This is a genomic window from Neorhizobium galegae (assembly GCF_021391675.1).
GTDB lineage: Bacteria > Pseudomonadota > Alphaproteobacteria > Rhizobiales > Rhizobiaceae > Neorhizobium > Neorhizobium galegae_B.
Genome location: NZ_CP090095.1, coordinates 709,833 through 735,700 on the forward strand (window position 1 = coordinate 709,833; position 25,868 = coordinate 735,700).

General features: G+C 59.8%; 25 protein-coding genes. 16 read left to right on the forward strand and 9 right to left on the reverse strand.

The window, feature by feature from the left end; genetic code table 11:
• The first annotated feature begins 2 nt into the window (after nt 1-2).
• The 8 genes from flgC to LZK81_RS03510 are packed head-to-tail and all read left to right on the forward strand — an operon-like array spanning nt 3 to nt 5,027.
• The gene (flgC, locus tag LZK81_RS03475) at nt 3-422 is read left to right on the forward strand and encodes a flagellar basal body rod protein FlgC (protein WP_046664764.1); all 420 of its coding nucleotides are present in this window, start codon (nt 3-5) and stop codon (nt 420-422) included.
• Nucleotides 419-757: a flagellar hook-basal body complex protein FliE gene (locus LZK81_RS03480; protein WP_037087084.1), complete on the forward strand. Its 339-nt coding sequence runs from the start codon at nt 419-421 to the stop codon at nt 755-757. The genes flgC and LZK81_RS03480 overlap by 4 nt, the downstream gene beginning before the upstream one ends.
• Nucleotides 758-774: 17 nt before the next feature.
• The gene (flgG, locus tag LZK81_RS03485; RefSeq protein WP_046611721.1) at nt 775-1,563 is read left to right on the forward strand and encodes a flagellar basal-body rod protein FlgG; all 789 of its coding nucleotides are present in this window, start codon (nt 775-777) and stop codon (nt 1,561-1,563) included.
• A 20-nt stretch (nt 1,564-1,583) separates the two neighbouring features.
• A complete protein-coding gene (gene flgA / locus LZK81_RS03490; protein WP_233955207.1) occupies nt 1,584-2,066 on the forward strand; it encodes a flagellar basal body P-ring formation chaperone FlgA in 483 nt (160 codons plus the stop codon).
• The gene (locus LZK81_RS03495; RefSeq protein ID WP_233955208.1) at nt 2,063-3,190 is read left to right on the forward strand and encodes a flagellar basal body P-ring protein FlgI; all 1,128 of its coding nucleotides are present in this window, start codon (nt 2,063-2,065) and stop codon (nt 3,188-3,190) included. The genes flgA and LZK81_RS03495 overlap by 4 nt, the downstream gene beginning before the upstream one ends.
• Complete coding sequence (locus tag LZK81_RS03500; protein ID WP_233955209.1) at nt 3,187-3,747, forward strand: MotE family protein; 561 nt, start codon at nt 3,187-3,189, stop codon at nt 3,745-3,747. Before LZK81_RS03495 ends, LZK81_RS03500 begins: the two co-directional genes overlap by 4 nt.
• A complete protein-coding gene (gene flgH / locus LZK81_RS03505; RefSeq protein ID WP_037087079.1) occupies nt 3,744-4,463 on the forward strand; it encodes a flagellar basal body L-ring protein FlgH in 720 nt (239 codons plus the stop codon). The genes LZK81_RS03500 and flgH overlap by 4 nt, the downstream gene beginning before the upstream one ends.
• A 42-nt stretch (nt 4,464-4,505) precedes the next feature.
• Nucleotides 4,506-5,027 carry a flagellar basal body-associated FliL family protein gene (locus tag LZK81_RS03510; RefSeq protein WP_046603524.1) on the forward strand — a complete coding sequence of 174 codons (522 nt, stop codon included), beginning with the start codon at nt 4,506-4,508 and terminating at the stop codon, nt 5,025-5,027.
• A 122-nt stretch (nt 5,028-5,149) separates the two neighbouring features.
• Here the strand turns inward: LZK81_RS03510 and LZK81_RS03515 are convergent, their stop codons facing one another.
• From LZK81_RS03515 to LZK81_RS03550, 8 genes are all read right to left on the reverse strand, one after another.
• Nucleotides 5,150-5,920, reverse strand: a complete 771-nt coding sequence (locus tag LZK81_RS03515) for a cephalosporin hydroxylase family protein (RefSeq protein ID WP_046624909.1) — start codon at nt 5,918-5,920, stop codon at nt 5,150-5,152.
• The gene (locus LZK81_RS03520; protein WP_233955210.1) at nt 5,913-6,974 is read right to left on the reverse strand and encodes a class I SAM-dependent methyltransferase; all 1,062 of its coding nucleotides are present in this window, start codon (nt 6,972-6,974) and stop codon (nt 5,913-5,915) included. Before LZK81_RS03520 ends, LZK81_RS03515 begins: the two co-directional genes overlap by 8 nt.
• Nucleotides 6,975-6,978: 4 nt before the next feature.
• Nucleotides 6,979-7,812 (reverse strand): NAD-dependent epimerase/dehydratase family protein, encoded by an 834-nt coding sequence (locus tag LZK81_RS03525; RefSeq protein ID WP_233955212.1) that lies wholly within the window; start codon nt 7,810-7,812, stop codon nt 6,979-6,981.
• Complete coding sequence (locus LZK81_RS03530; RefSeq protein ID WP_233955213.1) at nt 7,809-9,032, reverse strand: class I SAM-dependent methyltransferase; 1,224 nt, start codon at nt 9,030-9,032, stop codon at nt 7,809-7,811. The genes LZK81_RS03525 and LZK81_RS03530 overlap by 4 nt, the downstream gene beginning before the upstream one ends.
• Nucleotides 9,029-9,589: a dTDP-4-dehydrorhamnose 3,5-epimerase family protein gene (locus LZK81_RS03535; RefSeq protein WP_233956445.1), complete on the reverse strand. Its 561-nt coding sequence runs from the start codon at nt 9,587-9,589 to the stop codon at nt 9,029-9,031. Before LZK81_RS03535 ends, LZK81_RS03530 begins: the two co-directional genes overlap by 4 nt.
• Complete coding sequence (rfbG, locus tag LZK81_RS03540) at nt 9,586-10,668, reverse strand: CDP-glucose 4,6-dehydratase (RefSeq protein ID WP_233955214.1); 1,083 nt, start codon at nt 10,666-10,668, stop codon at nt 9,586-9,588. The genes LZK81_RS03535 and rfbG overlap by 4 nt, the downstream gene beginning before the upstream one ends.
• The gene (gene rfbF / locus LZK81_RS03545; protein WP_046624913.1) at nt 10,650-11,423 is read right to left on the reverse strand and encodes a glucose-1-phosphate cytidylyltransferase; all 774 of its coding nucleotides are present in this window, start codon (nt 11,421-11,423) and stop codon (nt 10,650-10,652) included. Before rfbF ends, rfbG begins: the two co-directional genes overlap by 19 nt.
• 101 nt (nt 11,424-11,524) lie before the next feature.
• On the reverse strand, nt 11,525-12,772 hold the full coding sequence (locus LZK81_RS03550; protein ID WP_046611713.1) for a glycosyltransferase family 2 protein: 1,248 nt from the start codon (nt 12,770-12,772) through the stop codon (nt 11,525-11,527).
• Between the two features lie 331 nt (nt 12,773-13,103).
• On the opposite strand from LZK81_RS03550, the gene fliP reads away from it, so the two are divergent.
• On the forward strand, nt 13,104-13,841 hold the full coding sequence (fliP, locus tag LZK81_RS03555) for a flagellar type III secretion system pore protein FliP (RefSeq protein ID WP_046603247.1): 738 nt from the start codon (nt 13,104-13,106) through the stop codon (nt 13,839-13,841).
• A 60-nt stretch (nt 13,842-13,901) separates the two neighbouring features.
• On the opposite strand, the gene LZK81_RS03560 is transcribed toward fliP, so the two are convergent.
• Complete coding sequence (locus tag LZK81_RS03560) at nt 13,902-15,683, reverse strand: glycosyl transferase (protein WP_233955215.1); 1,782 nt, start codon at nt 15,681-15,683, stop codon at nt 13,902-13,904.
• Between the two features lie 488 nt (nt 15,684-16,171).
• Here LZK81_RS03560 and LZK81_RS29305 point away from each other — a divergent pair, with 488 nt between their 5' ends.
• The 7 genes from LZK81_RS29305 (at nt 16,172) to LZK81_RS03610 (ending at nt 25,866) form a co-directional block, all read left to right on the forward strand.
• Nucleotides 16,172-17,437: a flagellin gene (locus tag LZK81_RS29305; protein ID WP_046611712.1), complete on the forward strand. Its 1,266-nt coding sequence runs from the start codon at nt 16,172-16,174 to the stop codon at nt 17,435-17,437.
• Nucleotides 17,438-17,692: 255 nt separating this feature from the next.
• The gene (locus LZK81_RS29310) at nt 17,693-18,958 is read left to right on the forward strand and encodes a flagellin (RefSeq protein WP_046603249.1); all 1,266 of its coding nucleotides are present in this window, start codon (nt 17,693-17,695) and stop codon (nt 18,956-18,958) included.
• A 275-nt stretch (nt 18,959-19,233) separates the two neighbouring features.
• Nucleotides 19,234-20,499, forward strand: coding sequence for a flagellin (locus LZK81_RS29315; RefSeq protein ID WP_046624915.1), 1,266 nt, complete (start codon nt 19,234-19,236; stop codon nt 20,497-20,499).
• 251 nt (nt 20,500-20,750) lie between these two features.
• A complete protein-coding gene (locus LZK81_RS03595) occupies nt 20,751-22,019 on the forward strand; it encodes a flagellin (RefSeq protein ID WP_046603251.1) in 1,269 nt (422 codons plus the stop codon).
• A 328-nt stretch (nt 22,020-22,347) separates the two neighbouring features.
• A complete protein-coding gene (locus tag LZK81_RS03600) occupies nt 22,348-23,637 on the forward strand; it encodes a flagellin (protein ID WP_046603252.1) in 1,290 nt (429 codons plus the stop codon).
• A gap of 268 nt (nt 23,638-23,905) precedes the next feature.
• Entirely contained in the window at nt 23,906-24,547 is a 642-nt protein-coding gene (locus LZK81_RS03605; protein ID WP_046624916.1) for a hypothetical protein, read from the forward strand.
• Nucleotides 24,544-25,866 (forward strand): MotB family protein, encoded by a 1,323-nt coding sequence (locus LZK81_RS03610; RefSeq protein ID WP_233955216.1) that lies wholly within the window; start codon nt 24,544-24,546, stop codon nt 25,864-25,866. Before LZK81_RS03605 ends, LZK81_RS03610 begins: the two co-directional genes overlap by 4 nt.
• The last annotated feature ends 2 nt before the right edge of the window (nt 25,867-25,868 follow it).

Here is a 25,868-nt window from a genome sequence, read left to right on the forward strand (position 1 = left end):
AAATGGATCCGCTTTCAGCCTCCCTGAAGATCGCTGGATCGGGAATGGAGGCGCAGTCGACACGTCTGCGCATCGTTTCCGAAAACATCGCCAACGCCCGCTCCACCGGCGACACGCCCGGTGCCGACCCCTACCGCCGCAAGACGATCACCTTCGGCTCCGAGTTGGACAAGGCAAGCGGCGTGGACGTGGTCGAGATCAAGAAGCTCGGCAACGACAGCTCCAAGTTCATCGAGGAATATGATCCGGACCACCCGGCCGCCGATGCGAAGGGCATGGTCAAGATGCCCAACGTCAACATGCTGATCGAGATGGGCGACATGCGCGAAGCCAATCGTTCCTATGACGCAAACATCCAGACCATCAAGCAGACGCGCGAACTGATCGCAGCGACGATTGACCTTCTGAAGGCCGGACAATGATCGACAAGATTCAAAACCTTAGCTCTCTCTCGCTGACCAACGGCCTCGACGAGGTCGGTTCCGCAAGCAGCTCCACGCTCGCCGGCGGCATCGCGACGACGCCCGGCCAGAACACCGGCATGGATTTCGGCAGCATCATGGCCAACATGGCGACGGACACGATGAACAGCCTGAAGGGCGCGGAATCGATGTCCTTCAAGGCCATCCAGGGCAAGGCGAATACCCGTGAAGTCGTCGATGCGGTTCTTGAAGCGCAGCAGTCGCTCCAGACCGCCATGGCGCTGCGCGACAAGATCGTGTCCGCCTATCTCGAAGTCACGAAAATGCAGATCTAGAGTTTGAGGACGAAGACATGAGAGCGCTTTCCGTCGCAGCAACGGGCATGGATGCCCAACAGACCAATCTCGAAGTCATCGCGAACAATATCGCGAACATCAACACGACCGGTTACAAGCGCGCCCGCGCCGAGTTTTCCGATCTTCTCTATCAAAGCGAGCGTGCCCAGGGCGTGCCGAACCGCGCCAACCAGGCGATCGTGCCGGAAGGTGCGAACATCGGTCTCGGCGTGCAGACCTCGGCTGTCCGCAACATCCACACCCAGGGTGAACTGACCCACACAGAGAACGACCTCGACGTGGCGATCGTCGGCCGAGGCTGGTATCAGATCCAGACCCCGGATGGCCAGACGCTCTACAGCCGCGCCGGTGCCTTCAACAAGAACGCCGATGGCCAGCTGGTCACGATCGACGGTTATGCGGTCGTGCCGAACATCACTTTCCCGGCAGACGTCAGCGAAACCAAGATCAGCCGCACGGGTCAGGTCATGGTCCGCATCGGCAATTCCCCGGATTTCACCGAGATCGGCCAGCTCACCACCGCTAACTTCGTCAACGAGGCCGGCCTGCAGCCGCTCGGCGACAACCTGTTTGCGCAGACCGCCGCATCCGGCGAACCGATCGTGGCAGCCCCGGAGGATCCAGGCTTCGGTTATCTGAAGCAGGGTTATCTGGAGAGTTCGAACGTCGACGCCGTCAGAGAGATCACCGACCTGATCTCCGCGCAGCGCGCCTACGAAATGAACTCCAAGGTCATCACCACCGCCGATGAGATGGCTACGATCGTCAGCAAGAACCTGAAATAATAACCAGGAGACGGGCAGACATGAAGTTTCGCCGGAAAAATGCGATTGACGCCAGGCTGGCCTTGCGGCTCCTGGCAGCTCTTCTTGCCGCAACGGGCTCGCCGGTCCTCGCCGGTATGGGAACGGCCGTTGTGCCGGTCCAGACCATTTATCCCGGCGAAGAGATCACCGAGGGCAGGGTCGAGGAGGTGCAGGTCACCAATCCGAATCTGGGCGGCGACTATGCCCGCAGGACCGAGGAAGTCGTGGGCATGGTGGCAAAGCGCACGCTGTTGGCCGGGCGCACCGTTCCGGTTTCGGCGCTTCGCGAAGCCTTCGCGGTCACTCGCGGCAAGTCGGTTCGCCTGACCTTCACCATCGGTGCCATGACGATTTCGGCCTCCGGCGCGCCGCTTGAGAATGCGGCTGTCGGGGATGTCATTCGTGTGCGCAACATCGATTCGGGTGTCACGGTCAGCGGTACCGTCATGGCTGATGGGACGATCCAGGTGATGGCGAAATGAGAACCCGTCTCTTCCTCACTCTTGCCGTGATCGGTTCCCTCCTGGGCAGCGCACCGGCGTCCGCAGACGGTCCCTATGTCGTCACCGCCCGCATCAAGGACATCGCGTCCCTGCAGGCCGGCCGCGACAACCAGCTGATCGGCTACGGCCTTGTCGTCGGTCTTCAGGGCTCCGGCGACAGCCTGCGTTCGTCTCCCTTCACCGACCAGTCGATGAAGGCGATGCTGCAGAACCTCGGCATTTCGACCCAGGGCAGCCAGTCCAATGCCAAGAACGTCGCGGCCGTCATGGTCACGGCCAACCTTCCTCCCTTCGCCAGCCCCGGCAGCCGCATCGACGTCACGGTCAGTTCGCTCGGCGACGCAACTTCGTTGCGCGGCGGCACGCTGGTCATGACCTCGCTTTCCGGCGCCGACGGCCAGATCTACGCCGTCGCCCAGGGGGCGCTGGTCGTGTCCGGCTTCTCGGCCCAGGGCCAGGCGGCCACATTGACCGAGGGTGTGACGACGGCGGCCCGCGTTCCCAACGGCGCGATCGTCGAGCGTGAATTGCCGTCGAAATTCAAGGACTCGGTAAACCTCGTCCTGCAGCTCCGCAATCCGGACTTCTCGACCGCGGTGCGCGTCTCCGACATCGTCAACAGCTTCGCGGCCCGCCGGTACGGCGGTCCGATCGCAGAACCCCGCGACAGCCAGGAAGTGATCGTTCAAAAGCCGAAGTCCGCCGATCTGACGCGCCTGATGGCCGAGATCGAGAACCTTGTGGTCGAAACCGATACGCCGGCCAAGGTCGTCGTCAATGAGCGGACCGGCACGATCGTCATCGGCGCGGATGTGAAGATCTCGCGCGTTGCCGTGAGCTACGGGACGCTGACGGTGCAGGTCACGGAGACCCCGCAGGTGATCCAGCCCAAACCTTTCTCGCGTGGCGAGACGGCGGTTCAGCCCCAGACGGATATCATGGCGATGAAGGACGGCGGCCAGGTCGCGCTCCTCAACGGTCCGGATCTCAGGACCCTGGTCGCCGGTCTCAACAGCATCGGCGTCAAGCCGGACGGCATCATCGCCATCCTGCAAGGCATCAAGTCCGCCGGCGCCCTTCAAGCGGAGCTCGTCCTGCAATGACCGAGACGCTATTCACCATTTCCGTATCCAAAACGCTGGCGCGCCGCGTCCTCACCGCTGCCGCTGTCCTGACGCTGGTTTCCCAGGTGGGAGCACAGCAGCCGCCGCCGGTCACCGAAGCGTCGACCAGCGACGAGATCCAGAAATTCTGCACCAATATCGCCGACGCCGCGCGCGATCAGCGTTATCTCCTGCAGAAGCAGGAGCTTGAAAAGCTGCAGGCCGATGTCGACGACCGCATCAAGGCCCTTCAGGACCGTACCGCCGAATACCAGGACTGGCTGAAGCGCCGCAACGACTTCCTGGCGCGGGCTCAGGCCGGCCTGGTCGACATCTTCAAGACCATGAAACCGGATGCGGCAGCACCGCAGCTCGGAGAAATGAACATGGAGGTCGCAGCCGCGATCATCATGCAGCTTCCGGCCCGCCAGTCGGCCCTTTTCCTCGCGGAAATGGACCCGCAGAAGGCCGGCATGATCTCGACGATCATCTCAAGCGCTTCCGACCCCAACACGTCGAAAGCACGCGCTCCCAATGTTCCGAAAGTGCCCTCATGACGAAACGCATTCCCGCCATCATGGCCGTTCTGTTCCTGGCTGGTTGTTCGAGCCAGACGATCAAGGAGATCGGCAATGCGCCGGCGATGAGCCCGATCGGCAGCGGTCTGCAATATGCGCAGGCGCCGCAGATGTCGTCCTATCCGAAGCAGCCGCGGCAGATGGCCAGCGGCTATTCGCTCTGGAGCGATAATCAGGCTGCGCTTTTCAAGGATTCGCGTGCTTTGAATGTCGGCGACATCCTGACGGTCGATATCAAGATCAACGACAAGGCGTCGTTCGACAACGAGACGGAACGCAACCGCACGAACTCGACCAGCCTGACCTGGGGTGCCAACCTCAGCAACCTGTTCGGCTGGACTCCGAAGGCGGGCACGACCGGCGATCTCGGTACGGATTCGAGCACGGATTCGCAGGGCAAGGGAACGACCAAGCGTGCCGAAAGCCTCAAGCTGCTCGTGGCTGCCGTCGTGACCGGTATTCTCGAAAACGGCAATCTCCTGATCAGCGGCTCGCAGGAAGTGCGCGTCAACCACGAAATCCGCATTCTGAACGTTGCCGGTATCGTCCGGCCGCAGGATGTCGATTCCACCAATATGATTTCCTATGACAAGATCGCCGAGGCCCGCATCTCCTACGGCGGCCGCGGCCGCCTGACGGAAGTCCAGCAGCCGCCGGTCGGTCAGCAGGTCGTCGATATGTTCTCGCCCTTCTGACGGACCTGGGCGAAGGTCTCTTGATGTGAAGGTTTGAAGACCATGGCGGATGAAGCACAGGCGGCCGACGCCGCTAAGAAAAAGAAGAACGGCACCATCATGGTCATCGCGGGCGTTGCGATCCTGACCGTGATCGGTGCCGGTGGCGGCTGGGTCGTCGGCGGCATGATCGCGCCGAAGGATCCGAACGCGGCGCAGAATCACGAGACGGCGGCAGCCGGCGGCGAACACGGCGAGGCCGGCAAGAAGGAAGAGGGGCTTCCCCATATTTCCACCGAGGCCAACGGCGTCGTTCTCCTCGAGCCGATCACCACCAATCTCGCCTATCCGTCCGAGAACTGGATCAGGCTCGAAGTCGCGCTTGCGTTCAAGGGGCCGCCGGAACTGGCCCTCGCGGAAAATATCCACCAGGATATCCTCGCCTATATGCGCACCGTCTCGCTGCAGCAGATCGAAGGCCCGCGGGGCTTCCAGTATCTCAAGGACGACATCAAGGAACGCGTCGATCTTCGCTCGCAGGGCAAGGTCGCCAAAGTGATGTTCCGGACCTTCGTGATCGAATAGAGGCGGGTTTCGAAGACAACGCACAAAAAAAGCGGCCGCAAATGGCCGCTTTTTTTGTTTGATTGAATCTCTATCCAGCCGGGGCGCTCCTTCCGGTTTTGCCGGAAGGAGCATCCGTTCGTTCAGCGCAGCCGCTTCAGGAAGCCGTCCGGTGCAACAGTGATCAGCAGCTTGTTCTCGACCGACTTGTCGATCTCGAATTCCGGATGCGTCTTCAGATATTCGAAGACGGCCGTTTTCGGATTGTCACCTGGTCCCCACGGACGATCGCCCGCCAGTTCCTTCGGCAGATCCTCGACGACGGTGTCGAACACGACGCAATAGCTGCCGACGCTGGTGAGCGGGGCATAGAGCTTGAGTTCCTCGAGAACGTGCTCGTGCGTGTGGTTGCTGTCGAGGCTGATCAGGATGCGCGAATAGCCGGCAGCGATCTTGCGGACCTGGTCCATGATCTCGGGCGCGATGCTGGAGCCCTGAATCATTTCGATCCGGGACGCCATCGGGTGAGCCTCGATCGCCTCCTTGTTATGCGGTCGGATGTCGATGTCGATGCCGAGAACCTTGCGCTTCGGCTTGGCCGGATCGACGACGTCGCCCTTTTCCGCGGCTTCTGAGAGTTCCAACAACGCCAGCATCGAGGCGCTGAGGATGAGGGAGCCGCCATGGGCGATGCCGGTCTCGATGATCAGGTCGGGTTTTACCGTCCAGATCAACTCCTGCATGGCGACCATATCCTGCGGATACTGGATGATCGGCCGGCCGAGCCAGAAATAGTTGTAGGAATATTGCGAGGCGATCGACGTGCGCATGAACTGCGCGGCGCTGTCGTTCAGCTCCTTGTTTCCAGGGACGGCCGCGACGCGGGCTTCAACTTCCTTGGTGAAATCACTCATTGTCGATCCCCACATAGGTGTAAGCGTTGTGAGACAGCATTCGAATTTCCTCGAGATAATTGGAGTTCATGACGTAGATGGTCGAGCCGTGGGGAAGCTTCGCCAGTGCATGTTCCGGCGATTGCACCATCAGGCCGGTTGCCGGCAGGAACTTGCCCTGCTTGGCGGGATTGATGTCGATGACCATGTCGACCGGCTGCCCCTGACGGGATTTCAGCAAGGAGAAAGTCACGCCCTTCGATGCGCCGCCCCAGATCGCCGAACTGTCGCCGGCGGCGATTCGGTCGCCCAGCGTGCGGGTGAAATCGGCCGGAAACGCGACGCGATCGGTTTCTTCGCGCACTGGTGACCGCAGCGAGTCCAGCTCGGCCACCACATAAAGGTACTGCCCGCCGAAAACGCGACCGCTTTCGATGACATTGCCGAAGATCCGATGAAAGTCGGACAGGCGGAAATAATTGACGTGCTCGTAGAACACGTCGAACCAGGCGCGGTGTTCCATGATCCAGTCGAAGCAGGGCACTTCGATATAGATGCGGCCCTTGCCGCCGTTCGCCTTGCAGAGCTCGACGAGGAAGTCATACGGGTTCTGGATATGCTCCAGCACGTGGCGAAGGATCAGCCCCTCGCCCTGAACATCGACGCCGGCCTCGAAATAATGCCGTTTTACGCGCGGATTCGTGCCCTCATATGTGGGGTCGAAGCCCGTTAGGTCGAAACCCTTTTCAAGCAGCATTTCGAGGAAGAGGCCCTTGCCGCAGCCGACCTCGACCAGGTTCTCACGGCCCATCGTCCGCTCGACGATGCCAGCCACCATTTCCAGATGCTGGTGGAAGTGCCGGCTGACACCCTGTTCGTTATTGTAGTTGCCGTCGTAATCCATCAGCTTGGGGTCGAACGCATCGTTGTAGACGAGGCCCGTCTTCATGTCCTGCACCAGCCGAATATCGCCCTTGGCGCAGCTTCTAGCTTCCGCCGCCGTGGGATAAACGCGGTTCTGGAAGGTCGGCAACTGCGGCTGTTCGTAAAGCAGCAGGGTATCTTTCGTCGTCATGTCATCACCTCGTTAATCCTACAACGCAGGGAGGATCCACCAGATTGTCGGGACGAGCGCCGAATCGCAGGAGATCGCGTCGACCATACTCGTCAGCCAACCGCTCGGCTATCTGCCGCACCGTGACCGGAATTCCGGAACAGATGTTGGCTGCTCCCGTTTTGTCGCCAAGTCCGATATCAGCGATCTGCCTTCCTGCTTCCCGAACGTCCAGGAAGTCACGGATCTGGTTGCCGCTGGTCAAATCCACCGGTTTGCCGGCGGCAAGCTGTGTCCGAAGATAGGGAAACAGCCGTCGCTCATCCTCGCCTTCGCCGAAAAGATAAAAGAGCCTGCACCAGGCAAAGCTGATCCGGTGCAGCGGCAGCCATTGCGACAGGGCCAGAAACACCGCGGCTTTTGCGCCGGCGTAGGGGCTGATCGGACGTAGCGGGGTATCGGTGGCCAGCATGCCGACCGAGACGTCGTATTCGAAACACGTGCCGACGCCGACGAACCGTTTGACGCCGGCAAGCGCTGCGCCCTGCGCCATCCGCAACGTGCCTTCGAGGCAGACGATGTTTTCCGGCGACTGCAGATATTTGCCGGGTTCGGCATACCACGCGACATGCGCGACCGTATCGACACCTTCCAGCGCCTTCGCCCACCATTCGACCGGCTCGCGGAACAGGTCCGGCGTCCGCACGATGGTCTCGACAGCAGAAAGATCGCCAAGCCGGCTTTCCGCCGATCCTTCACGTAAGATCACCCGCACGCGCGCACCGGATTCGGTCAGCGCCCGCAGCACCTGCCGGCCGACAAAACCTGTTCCCCCGGTGAGCAGGACGAGTGGCGTCATATGATCTTCAATTCCGGCACGGCCGTTACGAACCTGGTGCCCTGATCGGCAAGTGAAGCAAGCTGCTGACGGACTTCGGTCGCGATATTCCAGGGCAGGATCATCACATAGTCCGGCCGGCGCGCGACGATCTCGTCCGGATGCAGGATGGGGATATGGCTGCCCGGCATGAACTTGTTCTGCTTGGCCGCTGCGGCATCGCAGACATAGGGCAGCAGGTCCGGTTTGACGCCGGCAAAATTCAGAAGCGTGTTGCCCTTGGCTGCGGCGCCATAGGCTGCGACCGTCTTGCCCTCGCGCTTTGCGTCCAGCAGAAAGGCCAGGGCATCGTTCTTGACCTTTTCGGCCTTGGCCTGGAAGTCGGCATAGATCGCCGGCGTCTGAAGGCCGCGGCGCTGTTCTTCGCCGAGCAGTGCGGTGACGGCATCGGTCGTCTGGCGCGAATCACCTTGATGGCAACCATAGACGCGCAGGCTGCCGCCATGGGTAGTCAATTCCTCGACGTCGAAGATGCGCAGGCCCGCCGCTTCGAAGATCTTTCCGACCGTGAAGAGGGAGAGATAGGAGAAGTGCTCGTGATAGACCGTATCGAACTGGTTGTGCTCGATGAGCCGCATCACATGCGGAAATTCGAGCGTGACGGTGCCGCCGGCCTTCAACGCCGCCTTGATGCCGCGCGTGAAATCGTTGATGTCAGGCACGTGCGCATAGACGTTGTTGCCGAGGATGAGATCGGCACTCTTGCCGTCACCGGCCAGCTGCTTGCCGAGTGCCTCACCGAAGAACTCCCGGCGGACCGGGATGCCGAGCGTCTCGGCGGCTTCGGCGGTGCTCGCCGTCGGCTCGACGCCGAGGCAGGGAATGCCGGCCTTGACGAAGTTCTTCAGGAGATAACCGTCGTTCGAGGCGACCTCGATGACCATGCTGTCCTTGCCGAGGCCGAGGCGGGAGGTGATCATTTCGACATAACGGGCGGCATGCGCGAGCCAGCTCGTCGAGGCGCTGGAGAAATAGGCGTATTCGGCGCTGAAGAGTGATTCGGCCGAGGCATAGTCCTCGGTCTGAACCAGCCAGCATTCCTCGCAGACCTGCAGCCTCAAGGGAAAATAGACTTCCGGCTTGGAGAGATCCTCGGCGGTAAGATAGGCGTTGGACGGCGGCGCGAAGCCGAGGTCCAGGAAATCGCAGCGAAGTGCGGTACCGCAGTGGCGGCAGTTCATGGCGTCAGTCCCGTGAATTGTGATGTCAGGGTGGAGTGGCCACGATCCCGATCCGACATTTCGGTAATCTCCAGCGGCCAGCTTAGGTTGAGAACCGGATCCTGCGCGTTCAGCGCACCTTCCGAACCGGATGCGTAGGGCATCGAATGGAAATAGAGGAGTTCGCAGTCGTCGGTCAGCGCCTGGAAGCCATGCGCGAACCCTTCCGGGATCAGCAGCGAGCGGCGGTTCTCAGCGGAGAGTTCCTGGGCATGCCATTTCAGGAAGGTCGGAGAATCTCGTCTCAGATCCACCGCGACGTCGAGGACCGCGCCGCGCAGGCAGTTGACCAGTTTCATCTCGGCATGCGGCGGATGCTGGAAATGCATGCCGCGCACGGTGCCTTGCCGCGCCGTCATCGTCAGGTTGATCTGGGCAACCGGCTTTGCCCAGCCCGCTGACGCGAGTTCCTCGGCGCAGAACATGCGCGACAGGAAGCCCCGCGAATCACCGAGGTTCTGGCGTTCGACGAGTTTCAGGCCGGCAAGCGGCAGATCGGTGACGGTGAAGCGGCTCAAGGGCATGCCTCGTATTCGGCGATTTCAGCCTCGCAAAGCGCACGGACGTCAGCGCCGTCGTTCTGCGCACGATACCATTTCATCGTCCGGTCGACAGCTTCCGTCAGCCACCAGCGCGGCTCGATACCCAGCATATGCCGCGCCTTGGCAGTTTCCAAGGCAAGCCAGCCCGCTTCGTGCGGTCCCTCGGTGCCATCGCCATATTGGACCTCGCCGCGGCCGAAGGATGTGCGGGCGATCTCGATCACCTGGCGCACCGGCGCGGCCTCGTGGCTGATCGGGCCGAAATTGAAGGCATCCCCAATCGAAGGGTCGCTCCACAGCCGTTCGGCAAGCACGAGATAGGCAGAGAGCGGTTCGAGCACGTGCTGCCAGGGGCGCTTCGCCTCCGGCCGCCGGACGCTGAGCGTATTGCCGGACTGCCAGGCGCGGACCGCATCCGGCAGCAGACGGTCGGCCGACCAGTCGCCGCCGCCGATCACATTGCCGGCCCGGGCGCTGGCGACCGCCACGCCTTTTTCGCGCAGAAACGAATCGCGATAGCTCGCAATGACGATCTCGGACGCGGCCTTGCTGGCACTGTAGGGATCGTGCCCGCCGAGATGGTCCGTCTCCCGGTAAGGGAAGGCATGTTCGAGGTTGCGGTAGACCTTGTCGGTGGTGATCGCGACGATCACGCGCGCCGGCGGGACCGAACGGACCGCCTCGAGCAGGTTGGCCGTTCCGAGCACGTTGGTCGCAAAGGTGCCGAGCGGATCCTGGTAGCTCGGGCGCACCAGGGCCTGGGCGCCGAGATGCATCACGATCTCGGGCGAGGCGGAACGTACCAGTTCGGCAAGCTTGGCGGCGTCGCGGATATCCTGGAAATGACTTTCCTTGAGGTCAGGCCGCGCAAGTGCAAAGAGACTGGGCTGCGTTTCGGGTGGCAGGGCAATGCCGGTGACCTCGGCGCCGAGACGTCCGAGCCAGATGGAAAGCCACGCTCCCTTGAAGCCGGTATGCCCTGTCAGAACAACGCGTTTACCCGCCCAGAAACCGCGGTCCGGACGAGCCCCGCCGGTCACGGCCAGATTTTCCATGGCGCTTTTCCGGAGGCCCAGAGATCTTCGAGAAGGTTCTTTTCCCGCAGCGTGTCCATCGGCTGCCAGAAACCTTCATGCTCGTAAGCCATCAGTTCGCCCATCGTGGCAAGGTCCGCCATCGGCGCAGACTCCCACGGAATGTTGTCGCCCTCGATGAGGTCGATGCATTTCGGCGAAAGCACGAAGAAACCGCCATTGATCATCCCGCCGTCGCCGCGCGGCTTTTCCACGAAGCCGGTGACCTGGTTGCCGGAGCGTTCGAGCGCGCCGTAACGACCAGGCGGATGCACGGCGGTAACCGTCGCATTCCTGCCGTGCGAACGATGGAACTTGACGAGCTCGGTGATGTTCACGTCGCTCAAGCCGTCGCCATAGGTGAAGCAGAAGCTTTCCTCGTTGCGCAGATATTCGGCAACCCGCTTCAGGCGACCGCCGGTCATCGTCGCTTCGCCGGTATCGATCAGCGTGACTTTCCAAGGCTCGGCGCTGCGGCGATGGACCTGCTTTTCGTTATAGGCCATGTCGAAGGTGACGTCCGACATGTGCAGGAAGTAGTTCGCGAAATACTCCTTGATGACGTAGCCCTTGTATCCGCAGCAGATGATGAACTCGTTCACGCCATGGGCGGAGTAGAGCTTCATGATGTGCCAGAGGATCGGCCGTCCGCCGATTTCGATCATCGGCTTGGGCTTGAGATGCGTCTCCTCAGAGATGCGGGTTCCCAACCCACCGGCGAGAATTACAGCTTTCAATTCCGTCTCTCCGTAACTGACGGCCTATCCATTGAACGACGACCGTCAGCAAACCATGTGAATGGGGCTTCTCCGGCGATCAGGCTAAACGCCTTCGTGGGCTAAAGCAAAATAGTCCTGATCAGATCGTCCTGGGCGAACACGAGGTTGGGCAGATAACCCATCTCAACGAAACGGGCCCGCTCTTCCGGCAGATGCACCAGGATCGCCGTGTTCTCGAGTTGCGCGGGCGTAGGTTCCGCCGGCTCGTCGATGATCTCCAGTCGCGAAGGGAGCCTCACCCTTTGGAGCCGTTCCTTGAGGGTTACCATGTCCGGGTATCCGGAGATGACGAGATTGTCGATACCCGCGGTCACCCCCAGCTGCCAGGAAAGGGTCTGCAGTGCCGTTGCGAGCAATCCGCCTTCCTTGAAGGACATGACTTCCGGATGCTCGTCGAAGCCTCCGAAGACCATTCTGGTATAGACCTCGTACGCCTTCACGTATTCGCGCATGCCGACGAGCAGTCGCATCGAGACGGCCATCCGCTGCAGCGTGAAGTTTCTGCAGAGATGCTCCTGGGTCGCGCGTTCGTCGGGCGAGGTACCGACCTTGCCGCGTTTGGATGCGAAGTAGAGGAAGTATTCCAGGCCGCCGCGGTACTGGTCCCATCCGGTTGCCGCGATCTGAGCGCCCCCCTGAACACGATCGCGTTCGACGTTGGATGCGATGACCTGGCGATAGAAGGGCGTCTTGCGGAAGGCGATGTCGCCCTGGTCCAGGAAGTGGGCAAGCATGGGGAAGGGGTAGAAGCAGATATCCCTGGGAACCCATGAGGACCGGAAAGCGCTGGCGCGATAGATGCCGATTTCAGGGAAGATGTGGCCCCGGAACATATAGTTGAAAACTTCGGCGAAGCTTTTTTGCGGAAAAACCTTGTCTTCGTTGACCGTGTAGAACAGTCCGCCCTCAACTTCGTTGATGCCGTCATACATTGCCCACGGCGCATGGCAGACCGTGATGTTCGGATTCTCATCGAGGTAGGCAACGATATTGGCGACTTCCTGCGGGATCAGGCGATCGTCGTCGGCGAGGTAGAGGAGGTATTCGCCGCGTCCCAGCCGCAGGGAGCTGCTCATGTTGGGGATCATCCCCACATTCTCCGCGCCCCTGACGTACCGGATCGGCATTCCCCGTTCGATGAATTCCTTGGCGACCGCGCCGGTATTGTCCGTCGAGGCGTTGTCGGAAATGACGATTTCATAGGGGAAATCGAAGCGGAAATCGCGATGGCACCGTTCCAGGCAATCGTGCAGGTGTTTCTCACGGTTGTAAGTGGGGATGCATATGCTGAGTTTGATGGAAGACACCGAATTTCCTCGATCTGATTTGTTCGAAAGCGCAGCGGGTTCGCCGCAAGCAAGGGACGCTCAGCGGCAGGGTTCCGAGGCGCTTCCGATCGACGTGAGAGCCAGCACGGGGCTTTTCCAGGCTCTGTACGTCCATTAGCTATTCCTGGATTGAGGCTATTCGACCAGACTTGCGCCAAGCTGAATGAAGATCGCGTCGGCAGCCCAGCCATTGTGGTTTGATCAGGGCAGCGTGCTTTCTGTGTACGAGCCCCCGCATCCGGCCCGCAGGTGTTGACCTGCATTGGTCAGGGTGACTATCGAAGATGACGCAAAGGACCTTCGTGATCGCATGATTCGGCTGATCTACCTGTTCGTCGCTCTGATGGCGGCACCCGGGCTCGCGCTCGCCCAGCAATCGCCGGCGGATCTTCTCAATCTGCCGGTCGATGGTTCCGCAGCTGCGTGGATCATCCGGACTTTCGGGCTGTTGACGGTTCTCTCCGTCGCCCCCGGCATCCTGATCATGGTCACGAGCTTTCCACGGATCGTGATCGCCTTCTCGATCCTGCGCTCGGGCATGGGCCTGTCGACCGCGCCGTCGAACATGATATTGGTCTCGATGGCGCTGTTCATGACGTTTTATGTCATGTCGCCCACCTTCGACAGGGCGTGGAACGAGGGCGTCCAGCCGCTTCTTCAGAACCGGGTCACCGAGGCGGAGGCGGTTCAACGGATCGCGGAGCCGTTCAGGGTGTTCATGTCAGCCAATACGCGCGACAAGGATCTTGAACTCTTCGTCGAAATCGCCCGGGAGCGAAACCAGTCCGTCGGCACGCCGCAGGCCGTAGACTACCGCGTCCTGGTCCCCGCCTTCATGCTTTCGGAAATACGGCGCGGTTTCGAAATCGGCTTCCTGATCATCCTGCCGTTCCTGGTCATCGACATGATCGTCGCTGCAATCACCATGGCAATGGGTATGATGATGCTGCCGCCGACATCGATCTCGCTGCCCTTCAAGATCCTTTTCTTTGTCCTGATCGACGGCTGGAACCTGCTGGTCGGGAGCCTGGTTCGTTCTTTCAATTAACTGGCAGCAGAGCTGCTGAAATGGAAACGGCGGGGGATTCCCGCCGTTTCCATTCGCATATCAGCTATTGCGTGAGCTGAAGGGGCCTTCCCGCGGCGGGAGGGCCGGAACGCTGAAGTGGTCGGGCTTGATCTTGGCCTTGGCCTTGTCGGCCATCATCGTGTAGGCGGTTTCAAGATGCCGGCAATACCGTTCGGCGTCGAACAGCGGGTGCGTGAAGCGGTTTGCCTCGAGCCGTTTGCGGACCTCTTTGAGCTCCTCGCGGTTGTTGTAGTAATGGACCGCCCGGCGAACGAAATCATCCTGATCCTCGGCGACCATTTCCGGCAGGCCGAGCGCGTTCAGCAGGCTTTCGCTGACCCGGGAGGCAAAGTTCTTGCCCTTGTGGGTCAGCATCGGAAGTCCGGCCCACAGCTTTTCGGAAGTCGTCGTGTGGCCGTTATATGGATAGGTGTCGAGACCGAGATCCGTCAGGCCGATACGGTTGATATAGGCTGCATAGTTGTTGACGCGATCGCCGAACATCAGGCGGCTCTCGGGGATTCCCGCTTCCGCAAAGGCCTTGATCAGGTTCTTTCGAGCACCGAACCGTTCGCGGCAGATCAGGAACAGATAGCTTTCCGGCGTTTCCTTGAGGACGCGGACCCAGAGGTCGATGGTTGCAGGCGTGAATTTCCAGTGGCTGTGGAAGCACGAGAAGATGAAGGCGTCCTGCGGCATGTCGCAGAGCGCCCGATCGATCGGCTGCGGCATCGGGCGGTGAACCGCTTCGTTCGGGAAGAACGTCTCGGGCATCCAGCAGATCTTCTCGTAATAGTTCGGGAAGGAGCTTTCCGGCACCACCGTTTTGTCCGCGATGAGGTAGTCGATGTCGACGTTGACCACAGTGCCCGGGTAACCGAGCCAGGTCGCATGCACGGGCGCGGTCTGCCGGTTCATCACGAATACCCGGTTTTCCGCAGTATGCCCCTGCAGGTCGACCAGGATGTCGATATTCTCGGCCTTGATGGCTTCGGCCGCCTCGTCATCCGTCATGCCCCGGATCCGGACAACCCTACCCCATTCCTCGCGGATGGCGTTGTTGTCGTTGCGCAGCCGTTCGGCAGGAGCGTTGCAGAAGAGCGTGATGTCGAAACGGCTCTTGTCGTGCGATTCCAATATGCCGCGAAGCGCCTTCATGACGGCGTGTTCCGTCCAAAGGTCGGCAGAGAGATAGCCTATGCGCAGCTTGCTGCCCCAGCGATGCGGCATGTTGTGCCTTTTCGAGGCGGCGTTTTTGGGCTTTCTCTCGCCCATTCTGGAGCCCGCGATGGCGTTCGTCTTTTCGTCGTCGCACCAGCGTAGATTGAAGAGCGACACCTCGTCGGCGATCGCTTCGAATTCACCCCTGGCGATTTCCTCGAATTGGATAGGCTCGTATTTGCGGATGATATCGTAATCGAGGGCGTCTCTCATGGCTGAGAGATAGAAATTGCGCACGATCCGATCCTCGGGGTCTTTCTCAAAGATCTCGAGGATGCATTTGTTCTCTTCGTCGCTTCGATCCTGGAGCCGGATCGAACGCGCTGCAAGCTGGCGGTGTGTCGGCTCGTCGCTTCTGGCCAGGGTGTTGCGAAAGGCCTCGGCGCCGTCCAGTTCCTGGCGCATCAGGGCGCCCGACATCAGAACGGCCATATCCGGATCGGCGATTGCCTCCTTGAGGATGCGCGCACCGAGACGAAGGACGTTGATATCGTCGTTGTTGGAGAAGTGAAGCCGCATGGCTTCGCGCATGTATTTGATCTTGTGGGGAGATTCCATGCCCCCCGCAAGCTGGAACGCCTGGGCGGCTTCGGTCTTCATCTTGAGCTTCAACAGAGTTGCGCCCAGGAGTGCGTAGTGCCTCGGATCCTTGTGAACATCCAGCAGCTTGTTCAGGATGCCCAATACATCGTGATATTCTTTTTTGTCGAAGTGATTTTGTGCTGCGACGTATTGCCGTTGTATCTTCAGGGGTTTCAAGGCTTCCCGCTCCAGTAAAGTTGTGCCGGCGTCCCGGCAAATCGGCTTCACCGCGCATCGTGACAAGCCAACCTTGCATGAAGCCGACTTCCCGGAAGCCGGGCACGTCGTACACCTTTCGTTAATTATGCTGGTCGAACGGCTTTCAGGTCCTCGTGCTGTTTAAAGAACTTAGCAAGGATTTGCTGCGAGATTTGACTCACACGACGGGTTTGGTGTTCCTTCAGATTGAAGAGACCGAGTTGGCATGATGCCGGACCGAAGTGCCGGTAAAATATACAGTCCGGTATGTCCCCCTCCATGTATTTCGTTCAAAGGGACAATCAACTATGGCTAGCATTCTCACCAACGTGTCGGCGATGGCCGCGCTCCAGACGCTGCGCGGCATCAGCAACGACATGGAATCCACGCAGAGCCGCGTTTCTTCCGGTCTGCGCGTCGGTTCTGCTTCCGACAACGCTGCCTATTGGTCGATCGCGACCACCATGCGTTCCGACAAGGGCTCGCTCTCGACGGTTCAGGACGCTCTCGGCCTCGGCGCCGCCAAGGTCGACACTGCCTATTCCGCCATGGAATCGGCTATCGACGTCGTCACCGAAATCAAGAACAAGCTGGTTGCCGCTTCCGAACCGGGCGTCGACAAGTCCAAGGTCCAGGAAGAAATCACCCAGCTGCAGAGCCAGCTGAAGAGCATCGCTTCTTCTGCTTCGTTCTCCGGCGAAAACTGGCTCCAGGCCGAAGTCGGCGGCACTCAGAACGCCACCACCGGCATCATGCAGGCCGGCACTGAGATCACCAAACAGCTCATCGGTTCGTTCGTTCGTGATAGCGACGGCAACGTCTCGGTCAAGTCCATCAACGTTGTCCTCGACGAAACCAACGTCCTGTTCGACTTGAGCGGTGGCCGCGGCGGCCTTCTCGACCAGAACGCCCTCAACGGTTTCCGCGCCATCAAGTACGACGACGGCACGACGAACCAGAAGGAATACTTCGGCAAGATCAACACCTCGGCGATCTACTCGACCACTGCCCAGTGGAAGGACATCGGCGGCGGCGTGTTCATGAAGGGCGACACCAACGGCGTCTACTCTTCGGGCTCCAACGGTACCTACATGATCAAGGTCGGCGGCGCCTACATCGACGCAGTCTACACGACCAAGGGTTACGACTTCTCGGCTGGTGCGACTGCAACGTCCGGCGTCAAGTACGGAGCGGATATCTCGGTTTCCGACCTCGACATCACCAAGCTTGAAGACTATCGCGACTCCAGCGGTGTCAGCTACCTCGGTCTGGGTACCAAAGCCAGCGATGAGGATCTCATGCAGGCACTGACCTCGTTCGTCGACGGTCAGCTGGAAGCGATGGGCAGTGCTGCGGCCAAGCTCGGTGCGGTCTCGAAGCGCATCGACATGCAGTCCGACTTCGTCTCCAAGCTCACCGACTCGATCGACAAGGGTGTCGGCCGACTGGTGGATGCGGACATGAACGAGGAGTCGACCAAGCTCAAGGCACTGCAGACCCAGCAGCAGCTGGCGATCCAGTCGCTCTCGATTGCCAACTCCGACTCGCAGAACATCCTGTCGCTGTTCCGTTAATCGACACAGGGAAAATGGCGCGGCGGCTGACCGCGCCATCGACCTTCAAAAAAGGCCGCGTCCGAATTCGGACGCGGCCTTTTTTATTCTCTGGATCACTTCAATGTTCCTTAATCATATTGCTGCATTCTTGGACCATCGAAACGGTGAGTTAATCAAGAAAATTAAATGGTTAACAAGCATGATGCTGACCGCTGTTCCCGGTGATGTCCGGAATGTCCCTTCCTACAATTAGCCATTCAAGGGGCAATCAATATGACTAGCATTCTCACCAACGTTGCAGCTATGTCTGCTCTGCAGACGCTGCGCGGCATCAGCAACGACATGGAATCCACGCAGAGCCGCGTTTCTTCCGGTCTGCGCGTCGGTTCTGCTTCCGACAACGCTGCCTATTGGTCGATCGCGACCACCATGCGTTCCGACAAGGGTTCGCTCTCGACGGTTCAGGACGCTCTCGGCCTCGGCGCCGCCAAGGTCGACACTGCCTATTCCGCCATGGAATCGGCTATCGACGTCGTCACCGAAATCAAGAACAAGCTGGTTGCAGCTTCCGAACCGGGCGTCGACAAGTCCAAGGTCCAGGAAGAAATCACCCAGCTGCAGAGCCAGCTGAAGAGCATCGCTTCTTCTGCTTCGTTCTCCGGCGAAAACTGGCTCCAGGCCGAAATCGGCGGCACTCAGAACGCCACCACCGGCATCATCCAGGCCGGCACTGAGATCACCAAGCAGCTCGTCGGTTCGTTCATCCGCGATAGCGACGGCAATGTAGCTGTCAAGACCATCAACGTCCTCCTCGACGAACAGAACGTCCTGTTCGACCTGAGCGGTGGCCACGGCGGTCTTCTCGACAGCAACGCCCTCAACGGTTTCCGCGCCATCAGCTTCGACGACGGCACGACCAACCACAAGGAATATTTCGGCAAGATCAACACGTCGGCGATCTACTCGACCACTGCCCAGTGGAAGGACATCGGCGGCGGCGTGTTCATGAAGGGCGATACCAACGGCGTCTACTCTTCGGGCTCCAACGGTACCTACATGATCAAGGTTGGCGGCGCCTACATCGACGCTGTCTACACCACCAAGGGTTACGACTTCTCGGCTGGTGCGACCGCAACGACCGGTATCAAGTACGGCACGGACGTCTCGGTTTCCGACCTCGACATCACCAAGCTCGAAGACTACCGCGACTCCAGCGGTGTCAGCTATCTCGGCCTAGGCACCAAGGCCAGTGACGAAGACCTCATGGCGGCACTGACCTCGTTCGTCGACGGTCAGCTGGAATCGATGAACAGCGCTGCCTCCAAGCTCGGCGCCGTATCGAAGCGCCTCGACATGCAGACGGACTTCATCTCCAAGCTGACGGACTCCTTCGACAAGGGTGTCGGCCGACTGGTGGATGCGGACATGAACGAGGAGTCGACCAGGCTCAAGGCACTGCAGACCCAGCAGCAGCTGGCGATCCAGTCGCTCTCGATTGCCAACTCCGACTCGCAGAACATCCTGTCGCTGTTCCGTTAATCGACACAGGGAAAATGGCGCGGAGGCTGACCACGCCATGGACTTAAAAAAGGGCCGCGTCCGAATTCGGGCGCGGCTTTTTCAATTTCCTAATCGCTTTTCTCAATTTCCCGATCAGCTTCAATATTCATTAACCATATTGCGGTTACCTAACAGCATCGAAACAGTGAGTTAACCAAGAAAATTAAATGGTTAACAAGCATGATGCTGCCCGCTGTTCCCGGTGAAATCCGGAATGTCCCTTTTCGTAATCAGCCACTCAAGGGGCACCTAAAATGACAAGCATTCTTACCAACATTGCAGCTATGTCTGCTCTGCAGACGCTGCGCGGCATCGCAACCGATATGGAATCCACGCAGAGCCGAGTTTCGTCGGGTCTGCGCGTCGGGACTGCTTCCGACAACGCTGCCTACTGGTCGATCGCGACCACCATGCGTTCCGACAACGGCGCTCTTTCCGCAGTTCAGGACGCTCTCGGCCTCGGCGCCGCCAAGGTCGACACTGCCTATTCCGCCATGGAATCGGCTATCGACGTCGTCACCGAAATCAAGAACAAGCTGGTTGCCGCTTCCGAACCGGGCGTCGATAAGTCCAAGGTCCAGGAAGAAATCACCCAGCTGCAGAGCCAGCTGAAGAGCATCGCTTCCTCCGCTTCGTTCTCCGGCGAAAACTGGCTCCAGGCCGAAATCGGCGGCTCGCAGAGCGCGACCACCGGCATCATCTACGCCTCCAGCGAACTCACCAAGCAGCTCGTCGGTTCGTTCATCCGTGATGCCGAGGGCAATGTCACGGTCAAGTCCATCAACGTCGTCCTCGACGAAACCAACGTCCTGTTCGACTTGAGCGGCGGCCGCGGCGGTCTTCTCGACAGCAACGCCCTCAACGGTTTCCGCGCCATCAAGTACGACGACGGCACGACGAACCAGAAGGAATACTTCGGCAAGATCAACACGTCGGCGTATTATGCGACCAACGCTGTCTGGAAGGACATCGGTGGCGGCGTGTTCATGAAGGGCGATACCAACGGCGTCTACTCTTCGGGCTCCAACGGCACCTACATGATCAAGGTTGGCGGCGCCTACATCGACGCGATCTACACGACCAAGGGTTACGACTTCTCGGCCGGCGCGACGGCGACGGGCGGCATCAAGTACGGGACGGACATCTCGGTTTCCGACCTCGACATCACCAAGCTCGAAGACTATCGCGACTCCAGCGGTGTCAGCTATCTCGGCCTCGGCACCAGAGCCAGCGATGAAGATATCATGGCGGCATTGACCTCGTTCGTCGACGGTCAGCTGGAAGCGATGAACAGTGGGGCGGCCAAGCTCGGCGCCGTTGCGAAGCGGCTCGAGATGCAGTCGGACTTCGTCTCCAAGCTCACCGACTCGATCGACAAGGGTGTCGGCCGACTGGTGGATGCGGACATGAACGAGGAGTCGACCAGGCTCAAGGCACTGCAGACCCAGCAGCAGCTGGCGATCCAGTCGCTCTCGATTGCCAACTCCGACTCGCAGAACATCCTGTCGCTCTTCCGTTAACAAGACGCGTCATTCCGCACAAAGAAGCCGCGCCCTTTTGGGGCGCGGCTTTTTTTATGTCCCGGTAGTTTTTGTTAACTTTCCTAAATTCCATTTAACCTTTGTTAACCATTTCCTCCCTAAATGGGCTCATCGAAACGATGGGTTAACCAAGACGAAGAAAAGGTTAACAGGCATCAGGCCAAGCCAACGTTCACCGGTGTAATCCCGGAAATGTCCCTTCCATCTAGCCAATCAAGGGGCAAACCAAAATGACCAGCATTCTTACCAACATTGCAGCTATGTCTGCTCTCCAGACTCTCCGTAACATCGATAGCCAGATGCAGACCACTCAGGACCGGGTTTCCTCCGGTCTGCGCGTCGGTACTGCTTCCGACAACGCCGCCTACTGGTCGATCGCGACCACCATGCGCTCCGACAACGGCGCTCTCTCCGCGGTTCAAGACGCCCTCGGTCTCGGCGCCGCAAAGGTTGATACCGCCTATTCCGCAATGGAAAGCGTTGTCGACGTCGTAAAGGAAATCAAGAACAAGCTCGTTACCGCCTCGGAAGCCGGCGTCGACAAGGCGAAGATCCAGGCAGAAATCTCGCAGCTGCAGGATCAGTTGAAGAGCATCACTTCTTCTGCTTCGTTCTCCGGTGAAAACTGGCTGCAGGCCGAAGTCGGCGGTGCCTCCAACCCCACCACGGGCGTGATCTACGCGGCCAGCCCGGTCGTCAAGCAGGTTGTGAGCTCGTTCATCCGCGATCCCGATGGCAACGTCGCTGTCAAATCGGTGGATGTCATTCTGAACGAAACGAACGTCCTGTTCGACTTGAGCGGCGGTCACGGCGGCCTGCTCGACGGCAATTCCTTCAATGGCTTCCGGGCGATCAACTTTGACGATGGCACGACCAACCACAAGGACTACTTCGGCAAGATCAACACTGCCGCGTTTTACGCAACGGACGCGCTCTGGAAGGATGTCGGCGGCGGCGTCTACATGAAGGGCGACACCACCGGCATCTATACGTCCGGCACCAGCGGCACCTATCTCATCAAGGTCGGCGGCGCCTACATCGACGCTGTCTACACCACCAAGGGATACGATTTCTCGGCCGGTGCAACGGCAACCGCAGGCATCAAGTACGCCGCCAACATCTCCATCTCCGAACTGGATATCACCAAGCTCGACGACTATCGCAATTCGAACGGTGTCAGCTATCTCGGGATGGGAACCAAGGCCAATGACGCCGATCTCATGGCCGCTCTCAACTCGTTCGTCGATGGTCAGCTCGAAAAGCTCATCAGCGCAACGGCAAAACTCGGGTCGATCAACAAGCGCATCGACATGCAGGAAGCTTTCGTCTCCAAGCTGACCGACTCCATCGACAGCGGCATCGGCCGACTGGTGGATGCGGACATGAGCGAAGAGTCGACCAGGCTCAAGGCCCTGCAGACCCAGCAGCAACTTGCGATCCAGTCGCTCTCGATCGCCAATACCAGTTCCGAGAATATTCTGTCGCTCTTCCGTCAGTAAGCGGCGCTCTAGGCTAGGAGCGGTTTCGTCCTGCTCTGCTGGCGTGATAGCAAATATTCCGGAAAGAAGACCGCGTCTCGAAAGAGGCGCGGTTTTTCGCGTTTGGCGCGTGGCTTGCGCGAAACCTGCACGGTTGTCGGATAGGCCGTTAAGACTTCATTAACTTCTTGCCAATCCTCAACCGGGTTTGATAACTGTCGATTTAACGATTTGTTAAGAACGACAGACCGCCCGCATCTGTGATGCTGAGTAGCGGTACGCATGATGCCTCTCGTCGTTTCCGGTGAAGTACTCCGGATTTCCAGACCATTTGACCGAGGCACGGCCGATGACCAGTATCCTGACCAATCCCGCCGCTATGGCTGCCCTGCAGACGTTGCGCTCGATCGACCGCAACATGGAAATTACTCAGGCGCGGGTTTCCTCGGGCATGCGTGTCCAGACGGCCGCGGACAATGCCGCCTACTGGTCGATCGCAACCACGATGCGTTCCGACAATCATGCGCTCTCGACCATCCAGGACGCGCTGGGCCTCGGCGCCGCCAAGGTGGACACCGCCTACACGGCGATGGAAAGTGCGATCGACACCGTCGTCGAAATCAAATCCAAGATCGTTGCGGCTTACGGCGTCGGCTCCAATCGCGGCAAGATCCAGGAAGAAATCGCCCAGCTCCAGGAACAGCTGAGGAGCATCTCGGACTCGGCGACCTTCTCCGGCGAGAACTGGCTTCAGGACTATATCAGCGACGGCGGTACCAACGCTCAGGAAAAGCCGGTCGTCAAACAGGTGGTTGCGTCGTTCACCCGCACCGCCTCCGGTGACGTCGCGGTCAAGACCGTCGACTATACGCTTGATTCCAAGACGGTCCTTTTCGACCTCAACGGCGGCAATCTCGGCATCTTGGACTCGTCCGTGAAGTTCGTTGCCGAGACCGAAGTCGCCGTGGACATGACCACTTCCAACGGCACGATGGGTTCGACGAACGCGTCCTACGCCGTCTCGGTTCTCGCCGAAAGCCAATTGATGGCGCTGGGCGCGGATACGAATACAATCGACACGAGCATCTACGCAGTCGGCGGCAATTTTTATCTGAAGGTCGCGGAAGGCAAGTGGGCTCAGGTGACGACGACCGATCCGGCTACGGCACCGGCGGTAACGACCCCGGCTCACGACGACGGCACGACAAAATATTATTTCGTTGTGACTGCTGCGAACAATCTCAACAACCGAAAACTTGGGATGTCGGTCACCACGGTCGACATCAACAAGCTGAACGACCTCGTCGTAAAGATGAACACGATGGTCCCGGGCTCGGCGCCGAACACTGACGCTGTGCTTGATATGATGGAGCGTTTCCTCGACAAACAGCTTCTGGCGATGACGAGCGCCGCTTCGAGCCTGGGCTCGATCCAGAAGCGCATCGATCTGCAGGAAAGCTTCGTCGCCTCCCTGACCGACGTGATCGACAAGGGTGTCGGCCGACTGGTCGATGCGGACATGAACGAAGAATCGACGCGGTTGAAGGCGTTGCAGACTCAGCAGCAGCTCGGCATCCAGTCGCTCCAGATCGCCAACACCAACGCCGAAAACATCCTGCAGTTGTTCCGGCAGGGTTAAGACTGCGCGGCGCCGGTCACCCGGCCGCCGCCTGATGCTCGGTCGAACCTGTCCGCGAGGTTCGATGCAATGCGGTATCTTCATCCTCGCGCAAGTTTAACTTCCTACCGTTCCGCTAAGGTCCGGCGAAGTGTCTTGTGTCGCCGGGGACAAACGAATGGCAACCTTGTCGGGATGATACGATGATTGCAGCGGTGACGATTTGCGCTTTCGGGAGGCTCATGACGAGCCTCGAACGAAAGCCGACGGCAGGGCAGGGGGGCGCTCGATGAGTGCTTCGCTCGCCCGCTACCTGAAGGATTTCAGCGAGCCGCAGGCCCCACCGTTGCCCTTGCTGGCCGATGGTTTCGGCGATGGCTTCGAAGACGATTCGGCTTTTCCCACTGTCGTTGAGGAGCCTGTCGATATCGAAGCCGAACGCGCCGAAGCCTATGCGAAGGGCCATGACGCGGCGTCCGGGGAGCTTCAACAACGTTTTGATGAGGAGCGGCAGGCGCTTCTGACCGCGCATGCCGAAGAGATGGCGGCGCTGCGCGAAAAATATGAAACCGAAGCGGCTGCGATGATCGCGACCGGACTTCAGGGCATTGCCGGATTGACGGCGCAGGTGGTCAGCGATCAGACGGCAAGGATCCTGTCACCTCTCCTCGACGAAGCGCTCGTCGCCAAGGCGATATCCGACATGGCGGATATCATCCGCAGCGCAATACTCGAGGGCGACGTCGGCACGTTGACCGTCCGCGGTCCGCTGCATCTGTTCGAAAAACTGAAAACTGCGCTTGGAGAGCCCACCCCACTCCTGCGCCACATCGAAGCGCCTGACCTCGATATTGCGGTCGACATCGGCGAGAGCGCCCTTGTGACCCGGATGTCCGCATGGCTGGCGAGTCTGAAGAAGGTATTGGGATGAGCGAAGGCGAAAACCATCACCACGGCAAGAACGAGGTCGTCATCGTCAAGCGACATGGCGGCGGACACGACGACGGCGCCCATGGCGGCGCCTGGAAGATCGCTTATGCCGACTTCATGACCGCGATGATGGCGTTCTTCCTCGTCATGTGGCTGGTCAATGCCGCCAACGAGGAGACGAAAGCCTCGATGGCGAGTTATTTCAACCCGATCAAGCTTTCCGACGAGACTCCGGCCTCGAAGGGGTTGGAAAAGCCGGTCGATGCGGCCGAGGGCCAGGAAAACGGCGAGAAGTCGAAGGTCAAGGCCGAGGGCAACGTTCAGGGCTCCGCGGCGGCGACCGGGGAGGACATGACCTCGACGTCAGGTGATGAACCCAATTATTCCGAGGCGGACTTCTTCGAAAACCCCTATTCCGTTCTTGCCGAGATCGCTCAGCAAGTGGGCCAGCAGGCGAATGTCAGCGCCAAGGGCGAGGGCGGTGCCAGTGATTCAGGCCCCGCGACCGGTGCCGATGGCGGCCAGGCCTACCGCGACCCCTTCGATCCGGACTTCTGGACCAAGCAGATGCAGATGTCGCGCGCCGAAGGGCCCGAGCAGGCTGTGAAGACCACGGCGAGTGACGATCCGCTCGCCCAGATGGGGCAGGCGCCGCAATACCAGCAGGCGCCGCAATCCACTGAAGCCAACACACAACTGCAACAGACCCAAATGGCTGTTGCCATTCCCACCCCGCGTCCCGACCCGACGCAGATGGATAAGCCGCAGACGGCCCCGGGGGCGCACGCGGCCAAGCCTGCCAACCTCAACGGACAAAAGCCGGAAGACGGCGCGAAAGCGGAAGAGCAGGCGGAACTGAAGGCTGCGGACGAGCTTAAGAAGGAAATCCAGCAGCAGATTTCCGGTATCGCCGGCAAGCTCGCGGAAGGTCTTGTCGTTACGCCTGCCGAAGGCGGCCTGCTGGTGTCGATCTCCGACCAGGCGGATGATCCGATGTTCAACATCGGTTCGGCTGTGCCGCGCCGCGAAATGGTGCTGGCGATGGAGAAGATCGGCCAGATCCTCAAGGATCGAAAGGGCAGCATCGTCCTGCGCGGACATACGGACGGTCGTCAGTTCAAGGGTACCGAGAACGACAATTGGCGCCTTTCCATGTCCCGTGCTCACAGCGCCTATTACATGCTGGTGCATGGCGGCTTGGCGGAAGATCGCATCAAACAGGTTTCCGGCTTCGCCGACAGGCGCCTCCAGGTGCCGGCCGATCCGCTTGCCGCCGCAAACAGGCGTATCGAAATCCTGCTCGAGGCGGACGAGGGATAGTG